Annotated in this window: 17 protein-coding genes; 2 read left to right on the top strand and 15 right to left on the bottom strand. The window is 56.1% G+C overall.

The genetic code is table 11. The features are described 5' to 3' along the window. Positions 1-29: 29 nt before the first annotated feature. The gene (gene twy1, locus CL1_RS03995) at positions 30-1,031 is read right to left on the bottom strand and encodes a 4-demethylwyosine synthase TYW1 (RefSeq protein WP_014788606.1); all 1,002 of its coding nucleotides are present in this window, start codon (positions 1,029-1,031) and stop codon (positions 30-32) included. A gap of 144 nt (positions 1,032-1,175) precedes the next feature. On the opposite strand from twy1, the gene CL1_RS10885 reads away from it, so the two are divergent. Beyond that, a complete protein-coding gene (locus CL1_RS10885; protein ID WP_256366091.1) occupies positions 1,176-1,310 on the top strand; it encodes a hypothetical protein in 135 nt (44 codons plus the stop codon). Here CL1_RS10885 and CL1_RS03990 read toward each other — a convergent pair. Next, positions 1,288-1,878 carry a HemK2/MTQ2 family protein methyltransferase gene (locus CL1_RS03990; RefSeq protein WP_014788605.1) on the bottom strand — a complete coding sequence of 197 codons (591 nt, stop codon included), beginning with the start codon at positions 1,876-1,878 and terminating at the stop codon, positions 1,288-1,290. The two genes, CL1_RS10885 and CL1_RS03990, sit on opposite strands and share 23 nt — an antisense overlap. A gap of 329 nt (positions 1,879-2,207) precedes the next feature. On the opposite strand from CL1_RS03990, the gene CL1_RS03985 reads away from it, so the two are divergent. Then, entirely contained in the window at positions 2,208-3,395 is a 1,188-nt protein-coding gene (locus CL1_RS03985; protein ID WP_237266273.1) for a S8 family peptidase, read from the top strand. A gap of 74 nt (positions 3,396-3,469) precedes the next feature. Here CL1_RS03985 and CL1_RS03980 read toward each other — a convergent pair whose 3' ends face one another. From CL1_RS03980 to CL1_RS03920, 13 genes are all read right to left on the bottom strand, one after another. Next, on the bottom strand, positions 3,470-3,637 hold the full coding sequence (locus tag CL1_RS03980) for a 30S ribosomal protein S27ae (RefSeq protein ID WP_014788603.1): 168 nt from the start codon (positions 3,635-3,637) through the stop codon (positions 3,470-3,472). A 10-nt stretch (positions 3,638-3,647) separates the two neighbouring features. Next, positions 3,648-3,944, bottom strand: coding sequence for a 30S ribosomal protein S24e (locus tag CL1_RS03975; protein WP_014788602.1), 297 nt, complete (start codon positions 3,942-3,944; stop codon positions 3,648-3,650). Beyond that, positions 3,934-4,464, bottom strand: a complete 531-nt coding sequence (locus CL1_RS03970; protein ID WP_014788601.1) for a GTP-dependent dephospho-CoA kinase — start codon at positions 4,462-4,464, stop codon at positions 3,934-3,936. Before CL1_RS03970 ends, CL1_RS03975 begins: the two co-directional genes overlap by 11 nt. After that, positions 4,464-4,652, bottom strand: coding sequence for a transcription elongation factor subunit Spt4 (spt4, locus tag CL1_RS03965; protein ID WP_014788600.1), 189 nt, complete (start codon positions 4,650-4,652; stop codon positions 4,464-4,466). The genes CL1_RS03970 and spt4 overlap by 1 nt, the downstream gene beginning before the upstream one ends. Next, positions 4,652-5,209, bottom strand: a complete 558-nt coding sequence (locus CL1_RS03960) for a DNA-directed RNA polymerase (protein WP_014788599.1) — start codon at positions 5,207-5,209, stop codon at positions 4,652-4,654. The genes spt4 and CL1_RS03960 overlap by 1 nt, the downstream gene beginning before the upstream one ends. A gap of 36 nt (positions 5,210-5,245) precedes the next feature. Further along, entirely contained in the window at positions 5,246-5,782 is a 537-nt protein-coding gene (locus tag CL1_RS03955; protein ID WP_014788598.1) for an inorganic diphosphatase, read from the bottom strand. Positions 5,783-5,884: 102 nt separating this feature from the next. After that, positions 5,885-6,907 carry a DUF5305 family protein gene (locus tag CL1_RS03950; protein WP_014788597.1) on the bottom strand — a complete coding sequence of 341 codons (1,023 nt, stop codon included), beginning with the start codon at positions 6,905-6,907 and terminating at the stop codon, positions 5,885-5,887. After that, complete coding sequence (locus tag CL1_RS03945; protein WP_014788596.1) at positions 6,904-8,274, bottom strand: hypothetical protein; 1,371 nt, start codon at positions 8,272-8,274, stop codon at positions 6,904-6,906. The genes CL1_RS03950 and CL1_RS03945 overlap by 4 nt, the downstream gene beginning before the upstream one ends. Beyond that, positions 8,271-9,335, bottom strand: a complete 1,065-nt coding sequence (locus CL1_RS03940; protein WP_014788595.1) for a signal peptidase I — start codon at positions 9,333-9,335, stop codon at positions 8,271-8,273. Before CL1_RS03940 ends, CL1_RS03945 begins: the two co-directional genes overlap by 4 nt. Next, positions 9,332-9,841, bottom strand: coding sequence for a DUF1102 domain-containing protein (locus CL1_RS03935; protein ID WP_014788594.1), 510 nt, complete (start codon positions 9,839-9,841; stop codon positions 9,332-9,334). Before CL1_RS03935 ends, CL1_RS03940 begins: the two co-directional genes overlap by 4 nt. Before the next feature lie 66 nt (positions 9,842-9,907). Then, entirely contained in the window at positions 9,908-10,444 is a 537-nt protein-coding gene (locus CL1_RS03930; RefSeq protein WP_014788593.1) for a DUF1102 domain-containing protein, read from the bottom strand. A 5-nt stretch (positions 10,445-10,449) separates the two neighbouring features. Beyond that, entirely contained in the window at positions 10,450-11,082 is a 633-nt protein-coding gene (locus CL1_RS03925) for a DUF1102 domain-containing protein (protein ID WP_014788592.1), read from the bottom strand. 192 nt (positions 11,083-11,274) lie between these two features. Continuing rightward, a complete protein-coding gene (locus CL1_RS03920; protein WP_048151901.1) occupies positions 11,275-11,709 on the bottom strand; it encodes a DUF7344 domain-containing protein in 435 nt (144 codons plus the stop codon). Between the last annotated feature and the right edge of the window lie 3 nt (positions 11,710-11,712).

Here is an 11,712-nt window from a genome sequence, read left to right as displayed (position 1 = left end):
CATCTGGCGGCAAAATAAAGGGAAGAAGCTCAGTGCTTTATGAATCTGCCGCCGATTCCAGTTCCGTGGGAATCGACGTCGTCGCGCATTATGAGCACGACCCTGCTCGGCTCGTACTCGTCCTCGATGTGGTAGCCGGGTAGGTGTTTGACGAGCTCCTCGGCGAAGGCCCTGATCTCCCCGTGCCTCGGCATGTTGTTGATGGTGAGCCTATTGCGCGAGAAGCCGACAAACATGTAGGCCTTTGCCTCGACGAACATCGGGCTGGCGAGCCTTATCAGCTTTGCATAGCCCTCTGGGTTGTGCATATTCTCCCCCTTGACGAGGGTCAGCCTTATCACCGTCCTGGTCTGGGCGTCCTTCATGAGCCCCAGCGTCTCCTTTATCTTCTCCCACCCGTCGGGAATCATCGGGACGTTCACACGGTTGTAGGTCTCGATGTCCGGGGCTGTCAGCGAGACGTAGAGCTGGGTCGGTAGCTTGTCCTCCTTTATCATCTCCTCAAGCCTCTCCGGAACCGTTCCGTTGGTGACTATGAAGGTGGTGAAGCCCCTTTTGTGGAACTCTTCGACGAGGTCGCCCATGTAGGGGTAGAGCATTGGCTCGCCCGAGAGGCTTATTGCGGCATGCCTGGGGTTCCATGCCTCCTCGAACTTCTTCATGTTTATGCCCGGCATGCCTTTGTAGCCCACGAGGAGCTTCCTCTGGGCCTTTATGCTCTCCTCGACGATGAAGGCCGGGTCGTCCCAGGGCTGGGGCAACTCGGTTCCCAGGAAGCCCTCCATCGGGCGCCAGCAGAATATGCAGTTGTGGGTGCACCATGCCGTAACCGGCGTCATCTGCAGGCAGCGGTGGCTCGCTATGCCGTAGAACTTCTGCTTGTAGCAGAAGCGGTCGTGCTTTATGCTCTCCTTGAGCCAGTGGCAGAGCTTCACCGAGCTGTGCCTGCCCACGAGCGCGTAGTGCTGCTTCCTGAAGAGGCTCGCTATCTCCTCCGGCATGTTCGGGTTGGACTTGAACGTTAACGCCATTAGCCTCACCTAACACTCTCTCTGGGTTGGCTTTGGGCGAGCCTTTTAAAAAGGTGATGGGTCGGGACTGCGTAGTGTTTCATCGTCGAAAAATGCTTCGTCAATCTGCGAAAGGTTTAAAAGATGCCACCCGCTTTCCTCTTCATGCTCGAGGTAAAGCCCGGATCCGCGCTGAAGGCAAGGGAGATTGAGGTGGACTTTTTTGAGGAGGACGTGGACGCCCCGGAGAGGCCGAGGGTGAGGCTCCTCTTCGAGGTCAGACGCGCCCTCTTGGCATAACGGCGTTTATAAGAACGATATCCTCAAAAAAGACGTGTCTCTTAGCCACTACCTTTCCCACCAAACCAACTTCGTCCAGCATTTTTAGCGTCTCTTCCACCCCGGTTATGGAGCTCTGGACTATCTGGACGGTTCCGCCGGGTTTGAGATGTTTTGGGACCTCCCGAATGAACCGGTCGAGGACTTCCCTTCCGGTTTCGCCGCCCACGAGTGCCAGGTCTATCGGCTCCTCCGGCTCCCCGGGCAGGTAGGGGGCGTTGAAGGTTACCACGTCGAACTTCCCCTCAACCCTCTCAAACAGGTCGCTCAGGCGGAACTCGACGTTTTTCACGCCGTTTAGTTGGGCGTTTTGGTTGGCGAGCTCGACCGCGAGGGGGTTGATGTCCACGCCCAGAACAAAGCGGGCTTTTCTCGCCATCAGGAGTGCTATAAGCCCCGTGCCTGTTCCAACGTCGAGGGCGAGATCGCCCTCCCTAACCGCGAGGTTCTCCGCGAGCAGGAAGGTATCCTCTGCCGGCTCATACACCTGGGGGTGTAGTTCAATCTTAATTCCGTAGTAGGTTGGCATGGTGCACTTATGGCGTTCTCTCTTTTTTAGCTTAATGCCGGCAGGGATTCCGAAAATTTTTCGAAATTTCTCGTTGTTGTCTTCTAATTTGTCCATTTTTTAACGTATGACGTCTTTAGAAAGTCATATGACAACAAATTCCTCTTTCTGGTGTCATTGTGTCATATGCAACATGGATAAGACTTAAGTAGTCCACTATTTAGGCATGTATGCACAACTTAGTCTGGAGGTGAGTTAAAGTGGACTATAGAGCAACTATGGGGGTCTTAATGGCCCTTGTGGTACTTGGTGCTCTCTTTGTGGTGCCTGTTGCGGCACAAGGTCCTGAGATGGTAAGGGTGGTGGCACACATCGATAAGGGCCACTTCAATACCAACACGGTCAGGGGCATAGGCGGTAAAATCGTCTACGAGTTCAAGCTGATCGATGCAGTCGTCATTGACATTCCAGCAAACGCCGTCGGAAAGCTGGCCAAACTCGACGGTGTCACCAAGGTCGAGTACGACCACATGGCTCAAGTTTACAGGGGCGGTCCTCCCTGGGCGGTTGAACCAGTCCAGCCTGCACAGACTATCCCGTGGGGAATAGAGCGCGTTAAGGCTCCCGAGACCTGGAGCATAACCGATGGTTCCAGCAACGGCGTCATTGAGGTTGCAGTCCTCGACACTGGAGCCGACTGGGATCACCCGGACATTGCCGCCAACATTGTCTGGGGAGTTAGCACCATAGGGGGAGTCGTCAGCACCGATCCTGCTGACTGGTACGATGGAAACGGCCACGGAACCCACGTTATAGGAACTATAGCGGCCCTTAACAACGACATCGGCGTCGTCGGAGTTGCTCCAAACGTTGAGATCTACGCCATCAAGGTTCTTGACGACAGGGGAAGCGGAACCTACACCGACATCGCCATTGGTATCGAGCAGGCCCTCCTCGGTCCGGACGGAATACTCGACAAGGACGGCGACGGAATAGTCGTCGGTGATCCAGATGACGACGCCGCCGAGGTCATAAGCATGTCCCTCGGTGGTCCGAGCGACGACCAGTACCTCCACGACATGATAATCCAGGCCTACAACTACGGCGTCGTTATAGTGGCAGCGAGCGGCAACGAGGCCGCCGATCAGCCGAGCTATCCGGCCATCTATCCGGAGGTTATAGCGGTCGGAGCGACTGACTCGAGCGACGCTATAGCTTACTTCAGCAACCTCCAGCCCGAGGTCAGCGCCCCGGGCGTTGATGTGCTCAGCACCTATCCTGACGACACCTACGAGAGCCTCAGTGGAACCTCAATGGCCACCCCGCACGTCAGCGGTGTGGTTGCTCTCATACAGGCGGCTTATTACAACAAGTACGGCAAGGTTCTCCCTGTTGGAACCTTTGACGATATGGGAACCAACACCGTCAGGGGAATCCTCCACTCGACGGCGGACGACCTCGGAGACGCTGGCTGGGACATCTACTACGGCTACGGAATCGTCAGGGCCGATCTGGCCGTTCAGGCGGCCATCGGCTGACTTTCCCTCTTTTCTTTGCTTTTCTCTTGGAAGAAGTCCTGGAAAAGAGTTCTTGAACGGGAAGAGAAAAGAAATCACTTCCTCTTCCACTCGGTGTAGCCGCAGCGGCCGCAGCTCCAGCGGTCCTTGTGCTCGGCCATGAAGACTCCAGGACCGCAGCGCGGGCAGAACTTGCCCTTCCTCTTGACCTTACCGCCCTGAACCTCGTACATCTTCCACTTCTGGCTCTTCCTCTTGGCCATCTAAACCACCTCACTCCTCTTCCTTCTGAATCAGGCCGTCCCTTATGAGAATGTACTCGGGCTCGATGTAGAGCATTCTCTCCCTGCTCTCGTAGGCCTTGGCGTAGCCCTTGCTGACGCGGCTACCGAAGTAGCTCCTTATGTACTGGATAACGACGGTCTCCGGGTTAAGGTCGAGCATGGCCACAAGCTTGCCCTTGACGTCGGCCCTGCTCGGCGTCGGCTCGCCCTCGTGAATGACATCGAAGTATATCTCCTTCCTTCCGAGGAGCTTGTTCTCCCTTATCTCGGTAACCTTAATCTCCATCGTGAACCACCTCCATCTTGGACATGAGCTTTCCACACTTGAGCTTGCATTCGGGTGTTACCTTTATAAGCACTACTCCCTCGTCGGGCTGGCCGTAGAGCACCACGCTTCCGGGCGGGGCGTAGAGCACGGCCGGAATCGCCGCCAGATCCTCCTCTCCGTTCACCTTTATGTAAACCCGCCTGCCCCTCTCGGCCAGTCCAAAGCCCTTTCTGATTGCGTTTAATAAAGCTTTCGTTATGGTTCCGGCCGGGTTCTGGACGGTCATCACGACCGCGCCCGGGTCTATGGAAGGATTGTAGGCCTTCCTCTTCGTCCGGTGGTCGTATATCGCCAGACTTGGAGATATACCGAGCTTGATGACGTTCTCGGTAACCACGTCGCCGACCGTGACGACGTGCCGCGCTTTTTCAAGCTCTTCCCTAATCTTGACGTACGGTTCGGGAATCTCCCCCCGGACGAGTTCGCCCAGGGGCTCCTTGAGGGCTTTTCTGAGCTCGGGAGTGAGTACGAGCCTCATCATCTGACCCTTATGGCGTATTTACCGGGCACCTTGACGCCCAGCTTCTGTGCTATCCTGCTGTTCTCCGGATCTGTGATTATCACGAGGTCGAACCACTCGTCGCTTAGGTCCCTGCTCCCGCAGACGGGACAGCGGTCCTCAGTGGTTATGTAGTGACAGTGCCTGCAGGCCTTTTCCTTGACCATCACTCTCCCTCCTTGCGCTTCTCCTTCTCTATCCACTCCTTCTTTCCTAGACCTGGCTGGCGCATGGTGAGACCTATCTTGTTCTCCCTGATGACGCGGCTCTTGATGCTTATGGCTATTATCCTCGCCCTCGCCTCGTCGCCGAGCTTGAGTATCCTGTTGGTCTCCTTGCCGATGAACTGCTTGTTCTTCTCGTCGAATACGACGTAGTCGTCCATGAGCTGGCTAATATGGACGAGACCGTCCATTGGACCTATCCTGATGAAAGCACCATACGGGGCGACGTCTATGACCTCGCCATCGACGACCTCGTGCATCTCGGGCTTCCAAACCAGGACGTTGAAAACGACCTCGTGGTAGGTTGCCCCGTCTCCCGGCACGATGACGCCCTGGCCTATCTCCTCGACGTCCATAACGGCCAGAACGACTCCCTCGTCCCTGTCGTAGATGCCCTCGTAGGCCTCGCGGAGGACGAGCTTTGCCGCCTCCTTCGGGTCCATCGTGAACATCTTGGGCGGTATTCTCACAACGTCCCTAACCTTGAGGAGCTTGTACATGCCTTAACCTCCTTGAGGGAATAAGGGGAAAAGAAATCACTCCTTCTTGCCGAACTTCTCCTTGTAGAGCTCGATGGCACGGAGGATTTCCTTCTTGGCCTCCTCGGCGTTGCCCCAGCCCTCTATCTTGGTGACCTTGCCCTGGAGCTCCTTGTAGCGCTGGAAGAAGTGGGCAATCTCATCGAGGAAGGCCTTGGGGACGTCGTCTATGTCCTTCCAGTCCTTGAAGTACGGGTCCTCGACGGGAACGGCCAAGACCTTCCAGTCTTTATCGTCGCTGTCCTCCATCTTCATTATGCCTATCGGCCTGGCCTCGATGATGGTGAGCGGGTAAACCGGCTCGCGCATTATGACCATTATGTCGAAGGGGTCGCCGTCGTCGTACCAGGTCTGCGGGATTATTCCGTAGTCCACCGGGTAGAAGAACGGGCTGTAGAGCACTCTATCGAGCTTAAGAAGTCCGGTCTTCTTGTCGAGCTCGTACTTGTTCCTGCTCCCCTTCGGAATCTCTATGAGAGCGTAAACGACCTCTGGAACCTCCGGTCCGGGCTCAAGCTCGTGGAACGGGTTCATCTCTAACCACCTCTTACCTCTTGTAGAACTTCTAGGTTAGCCTTTCGGATAGGGCTTTTAAAGTTGTTGGTTACGGAAATCTAAAAAAAGATGGAGGGAGCCTCAGCTGGCTTCCTTCTCCTTTTCCGGCAGCAGCTTCCGGTACTCGTACGATACTCCGTCGTCTATTATCGCGTAGACTTCCTCATCGCCCTCCCGGTAGTGCAGTATTGGCCTGTCTATCAGCTCGAAGGTGGTCTCGAGGTCCTTCGGCGTCTTGAGCGTGACCACCTTTTCGACCTTTTCTGGGGCGCCCTTGACCATGTACCCCCGGATCCCCGCCAGCTCGTCTTTGGGTTTCCTTGAGATGTAGACGTAGCCGAGAAGGGGAATGAGCATCAGAGCTGCCAGCACGGTGCTCGCGGTCTGGGCAGTTCCAAGATTCCCGCTGAATCCAAGGACACTTGCCTCCTTTTCGGTTCGTAGGGTTTCCGTCAGCGCCCTCTTCTCGGCCTTGCTCGTGTCGGTGAAGTAGTAGAGCTCCGCCGTGGGGTCCCGTATCAGCTCGACGCTGTGGTCGAAGCTTTCCGTTATCTTCCTGTCTCCGACGGTTCCGGTCCCGGTAACGGTGGTCTCTATGGTTATCCTGTTCTTTAGCCTTCTCACCCCAAGTTCGCTGGTTATCCTGTTGCTCGTGTTGGAGAAGTCTTTCATGTCCAGAACGTACTCCGAGGTGAAGGCGCCTCCCGTTAGGTTGCCTCTCTCGTCAAAGAGTTTCTCCTCCCACAGTACTACCTCGTCGCTCCCCTTGTTCACGTAGTACTCGGCCTTTACGAGGATATGGTACGATCCTTCCTTCAGCGGTGGGCTGGAGCGGTAATCGTAGATCAGCAGGAATCTGTCCACCAGGGGTATCGGGTATTCGTCCATGGTTACTCTGTAACCGTAGAGGTCGTTCGGTTCAAGATACGCCTCGTGCTTCAGTGTTCCCTCTTCACTGTACGTCCCAACCCTCTGCGTCGTGACGACGTAGGGACTTGCGCTCATGAGTTTTACCGAATAAAAGGCGAAAACCATGAAGAGGATCAGGAATACTCCCAGAACCTCCTTCCTTCCAATAAATTTCGCCACGCTCTTTTTGTTCATCTTTCACATTCCTCCGTACAACAGTCAGATTCGATTTCAGCCCCTCCGTAGACGTCCGGTTCCTCTGGACCCTCTTCCCCGTGGCAGCCACAGGAATAGACGTGCACGTACTTGGCACAGCCGTGGCACTCGCAGCCCGCAATGCAGGGTGTAGTGGTAAGCATGACGTACGTATTTGAGCTTGTGTGGATTCCGTCAGTGTGTTCGTAGAGGTTGAGCCGGGCTACCTCGTTGTGGGCCAGGTAGAGGGTCCAGGTAACACGCGTCTTTCCGTCGGGCATGGCCTCCACAGAGACGGTTCCCTTCGACGGTACGTAGTTCGTCAGGGTGAACTGCGAGCCGATGTACTGTGTCACGACAAGCTTCCTCCCGTCCCCCATGTTCTCTACCACTGTTCTGGTGTTGTAGTCCGCGGGGGCGTCGGTGGGAAGGTGCCTGGCGCCACTGAGCCACAGGTTCCTTATGCACAGGTCACAGTCTCCACCATCACAGGTCGCGTGGACGGTTATGCCCTCACTCTTGATGCCGTACTCCACCAGCTCAGCCCCTTCGTTCAGTATGTAGTCACCGCAGGACGTGAACTCCTGCTTGCCAGCTGGGTTGAGCTTGGTGTATACCGTCACGTTCATGTGGGCGCTCTCACCCGTCCCAAGGTAAACCCCCCAGGTTATGTGGTACGCCGCCCCGGTCTGCGTTACCGTGTACGTTCCGGCGCTCGGGTCTATCGACTCTATCTCGAACTCTCCGGGGATCACGTCCTTTATCGTGAGTGTCTGCTCCTCACCGGGGTTCCCCACGGTGATTCTGAACGTCCACTCCGCGTAAGTATGGGTTGGAAGTTCCAGCGGTCCATTCAGGAGCTCCTTTTCTATCGTCGGGCTCCCCGTGATGACCAGCTTTATGGGGCAGGTGGATATCGACGCGTCTCCGCCGTCCCACGTGGCGAGCATATCAACGGGGACTATGTACTCCCCTGGCTCTGCGCTTCCGACTGTTACGTTTCCGAAGAACGTGTACTCCCCCTCGGAGACAAGCGTCCTCACGGCCCCGTTCTCTGTCTCCACGAACATGCCCACCTCGCCCGGCAGTCCTGAGTAGTCAGGGTAGAGCCTGATCGTGACGTCCTTCATCTCGTTGAGGTAATTCCTGACCGTCAGCGCGTCAAAATCGAGTTCAGAGTTCGTGCCGACCTCGATGACCGCGGCGTAGCCGTCCTCGCAGTCGAGGCCGATGTACTCCTGCTCGTGCGGCACCACCTGGACCTTGACCTCTCGGGTGGCGTCAAAACCAACGAAAGTCCCGCTTGAGCTGACGATAACAAGTGATGCTAGTGTGAGTGTTATCAGCACTGCAATGATGCCTCTCATAACCTAAACACCTCCGGTATTCCCTTCAGCTTGGAACGCTTCCTTCTCCTGATTCTAATCGCATCTTCATTCCCTATTCCCGAGAGGAGGTAAACCACTCCGAGAAAGGCCGAGACGACGGCCAGTATGGCCATCAGTGGTACCATGGGGTGCACCCGGTAGAGGGCTTCCATAATCGACTCCGGAAGCAGGGGCGGGTAGGCGTTCAGCGTGACCTTGGTTGAGTACACCGCGGTGACCTCGGGGGCGGTTATCGTGATGGTGAGGTCCTTCTCCCCACCACGTGAAAGGGCGAACTCCGGGCTTGATACCTCCGTGACGGGCTCCGGCGCGGAGACGTAGTATCTCATCGGGTACATGTTGTTGTTCTTCACCGTGATCTCTGTCTGGAACTCCTCCCCTGGCCCGTACCAGCCCTCCCGGTCCCCCACCGCGGAGGTGACGGAGTACTCCACCGGTATGACCTCCCAGGAGACGAAGATGGACACCGCTATCATGAGCAGGAGAAACGAGGAGGCGAGCAGGTAGAGGGTCTTGAACTTCAGGGTGATGAACCTCTTTCTCTCGCCCCTTCTCCTTGCCTCGCCGCTCCCGAAGGCAAGTATCCCGACGATGATGAGGAGGGCCCCGAGCAGGATCTTCCCCCTGTCCGAGAGGCCGTTCTCAATGTAGTTCCCCACTTCTGGTACGGTTATCACGCGACCGCCAGGGGCTATCACCGTCCCTCCGATCTGATCCTTCTCTATTGGGGGTATGCTGTGGCTCTGCTGGTCGGTTGCCACGTTGTTGTCTCCCTTCGTTACGTACCCATCTCCTATTATGGCAACCACCCTGTGAACCGTCCAGGTGCTCCCAACCCTGAACACTATCACGTCTCCGACTTCTGGGCTCCTGTCCAGGGGGTTGATGAAGAACAGGTCCCCCTTGTTTATCGTGGGCGTCATGCTCTCCGAATATGCGTACGACATGAAAACTGGCCTGTCCAGCAGTGCTCCAACCAGTGAGCCGATGACCAGTACTCCAAGAACCGCCAGGAGGCTGTACTCGAGGAGAGTCTTCATCGACAGTCTCCTCCCCAGGCCTCTATCGTTATCTCGCCCCAGTAATCACCCAGTTCAAGTCCGGTGGTGTTTACCCTCATGCCTATTCCGGTCCCCTCGTCGGCCCTGAGGGAGACCTCGACCACGTCGTACCAGCTCCCGTTGAATGGGCCGGTGAAGAATCCAATTCCTATGAAATCCGAGCTGATCCTCACGCAGATGACCTCGTAACCGGTCTCGCTTTGATTGTTCTCCACGATGAAAACGTCATCAAAAACGTAGGTGCTGTTGATGCTCAGTCCAGTTCCTCCCTCCGAGTAGAAGGGGTTGTCCGGGGATATGTCCACGACGAGAACGCCGCCGTCAGAGTACGAGTAAGGTGGGACGGGGGAATCTATTGAGAACTCTCCCCCATCGGGGGTCGCGTATGCTACCGCGATCGGGTCAGAGGAGTGAAGCCCCCCCGCCCCTATGAGCAGGATAATCATGATTCCAATGCCAGCAATGAATTCTGTTTTTGTCCCCATATCTCTTCCCCCTTTGAAGAATCTAAAAGGGGAGCAAACGCTCCACAACGAAAGTTTACCGGCTCATCAGCTCTCGCACTCGCCGGCCTCAGCGTAGAACTGTATCTGGCCGTCCAGTGAGTCGGGCGCGCTGATTCCGGTGGTGTTTATGATCATTCCGATCCTAACGACGTCGCCGGGCATAACGGTGACCGTGAGGTGGTCGCTACCGACGGTCTGGCCGGCAACATAGTCACCCTCAAAGAACGTGACCTCGTCGCCACCGCTGTAGGTGATCTCCATACATATCGGGGTCCCCTCCCAGAGGTCGTTGCTCACGCCGAAGACTTCCTCGAAGATGTAGGTGCTGTTCGGGCTGACGCCCTCTCCGAATCCCTCTTCCCAGTTGCCGTTGTTGTGGCTGAGGTCTATGACGAGCATTCCGTTGTCGTTGATGTACGCGTAGGGCTGCATAGGCCTGAGGTCGATGAGCTCGTTGTCGTCGGGAACAACCTGGATATGGACGTTCCTGTCCGCCTCAAAGTAGGCGAAGTTAGCACTGCTGGCGGTGACGGCTATCAGTAGCCCTGCTATAAGGACGAAGAGTCCGATTATCTTTTTCATTTTGATCACCAGCCTCCGCAGTCAATCGGTGCGTCGTCAGCGGGCCAGGCCTTGACGGTTATGGTCACGTCGTAGCTTCCAAGACTGTTCCCGGCCGCCAGCTCCATACCCACGCCAAGGGCCTCGCCTGGCTCAAGGTAGAAGCAAACGTCTCCAACAGCCGTGTCTGAGTTGTAGGGGATGTTGTTGCCGTTTGTGCTGTACATGTTCTCTCCTGGGTCATAGAATGAAACCCTGCCGGGATCCGATGAGATGACCTCGACCACTATGACCTTGTCCTCCCAGAGGTGGTTGCTCACGTTGAAGACGTGGTCAAAGTTGTACCTGCTCTGCGGGCTCAGACCGATGCCCTTGCCGGTGTACCCCTCAAGTTCTCCCTGGTACTCCGCCCAGCTAGGGTCGTCGTGCCCGGGCCAGTTCGGGTTGTTCTCTGAGAAGTCAATAACGAGTTGCCCCCCATCGTTGATGTACGCGTAGGGCTGGACGGGCGTCAGATCGATGAGCTCGTTGTCGTCTGGAACGACGGCGATGTGCGAGCTCCTCTGGACGCGGTAGTCCCTGAAGGTCGCGCTCGTGCCCAAAGCGAAGGCCGCCGCGATCATCAGCCCCAGCATACCGAGGGCCAAAACTTTCTTCATGGTGTTTTCCTCCTGGATATCAAGTCGGCATCTCTCGGCACCACCTCCAGATGGCACTTCACGGGGACACTTGTACCTCACTAAGACCCTTCTGCTATATAGGAAATTCCGGCTTACTCAAGGGTAATGTGCCGTTACCGTGAATAAAACCGGCCGTTCTGATTAAAGAAGGCCAATTAGTTCTTCATTAGCTCAAACAAGCCGGTTAATCTTTCTGTGGTGCACGATGCTTATCGCCAGATACACCAGCGCCGCGAGAAGAAGTGGCATGCTTCCCAGGTACCAACCGGCGACTATGAATATCAGCGAGGTGCCCAGGTAGAAGGCGCTCCAGCTGATGTCGTGCTTGTTCACGACCTCCATGTAGACGGTAACATCGTCCGGTATCTTCAGGAGCGTGACGATGCCATGGTTGAAAGTTACTACCCCCTCCCTTTCCAGCTTTGGGATATGGGTCTGCATCAGGCTCACGTACACGCTTTTCCTGTGCTTCCGGGCGGTGTCACCTTCCATCTCGGCGATGTACTCAACTATGTCCCTCAGCTCTGCGTGGCCGTTCTTCTTCTGGAGGAACTCCACCATGAGCATTCTCCTGTCGTTTCCTAGTATCGCTGTAGTTGCGCCCATTCT

This window comes from Thermococcus cleftensis, assembly GCF_000265525.1.
GTDB lineage: Archaea > Methanobacteriota_B > Thermococci > Thermococcales > Thermococcaceae > Thermococcus > Thermococcus cleftensis.
This window is presented reverse-complemented; position numbering and strand designations above follow the sequence as displayed.

What these genes read in the sequence shown, in the direction of transcription:
- CL1_RS03930 (WP_014788593.1), bottom strand. Translation starts at nt 10,444, where the DNA reads ATGAAAAAGATAATCGGACTCTTCGTCCTTATAGCAGGGCTACTGATA.
- CL1_RS03925 (WP_014788592.1), bottom strand. Translation starts at nt 11,082, where the DNA reads ATGAAGAAAGTTTTGGCCCTCGGTATGCTGGGGCTGATGATCGCGGCG.
- CL1_RS03970 (WP_014788601.1), bottom strand. Translation starts at nt 4,464, where the DNA reads ATGAGGCTCGTACTCACTCCCGAGCTCAGAAAAGCCCTCAAGGAGCCC.
- CL1_RS03945 (WP_014788596.1), bottom strand. Translation starts at nt 8,274, where the DNA reads ATGAGAGGCATCATTGCAGTGCTGATAACACTCACACTAGCATCACTT.
- twy1 (WP_014788606.1), bottom strand. Translation starts at nt 1,031, where the DNA reads ATGGCGTTAACGTTCAAGTCCAACCCGAACATGCCGGAGGAGATAGCG.
- CL1_RS03940 (WP_014788595.1), bottom strand. Translation starts at nt 9,335, where the DNA reads ATGAAGACTCTCCTCGAGTACAGCCTCCTGGCGGTTCTTGGAGTACTG.
- CL1_RS03990 (WP_014788605.1), bottom strand. Translation starts at nt 1,878, where the DNA reads ATGCCAACCTACTACGGAATTAAGATTGAACTACACCCCCAGGTGTAT.
- CL1_RS03955 (WP_014788598.1), bottom strand. Translation starts at nt 5,782, where the DNA reads ATGAACCCGTTCCACGAGCTTGAGCCCGGACCGGAGGTTCCAGAGGTC.
- CL1_RS03975 (WP_014788602.1), bottom strand. Translation starts at nt 3,944, where the DNA reads ATGGAGATTAAGGTTACCGAGATAAGGGAGAACAAGCTCCTCGGAAGG.
- CL1_RS03950 (WP_014788597.1), bottom strand. Translation starts at nt 6,907, where the DNA reads ATGAACAAAAAGAGCGTGGCGAAATTTATTGGAAGGAAGGAGGTTCTG.
- CL1_RS03935 (WP_014788594.1), bottom strand. Translation starts at nt 9,841, where the DNA reads ATGGGGACAAAAACAGAATTCATTGCTGGCATTGGAATCATGATTATC.
- CL1_RS03985 (WP_237266273.1), top strand. Translation starts at nt 2,208, where the DNA reads ATGGTAAGGGTGGTGGCACACATCGATAAGGGCCACTTCAATACCAAC.
- CL1_RS03960 (WP_014788599.1), bottom strand. Translation starts at nt 5,209, where the DNA reads ATGTACAAGCTCCTCAAGGTTAGGGACGTTGTGAGAATACCGCCCAAG.
- CL1_RS03920 (WP_048151901.1), bottom strand. Translation starts at nt 11,709, where the DNA reads ATGGGCGCAACTACAGCGATACTAGGAAACGACAGGAGAATGCTCATG.
- spt4 (WP_014788600.1), bottom strand. Translation starts at nt 4,652, where the DNA reads ATGGTCAAGGAAAAGGCCTGCAGGCACTGTCACTACATAACCACTGAG.
- CL1_RS03980 (WP_014788603.1), bottom strand. Translation starts at nt 3,637, where the DNA reads ATGGCCAAGAGGAAGAGCCAGAAGTGGAAGATGTACGAGGTTCAGGGC.
- CL1_RS10885 (WP_256366091.1), top strand. Translation starts at nt 1,176, where the DNA reads ATGCTCGAGGTAAAGCCCGGATCCGCGCTGAAGGCAAGGGAGATTGAG.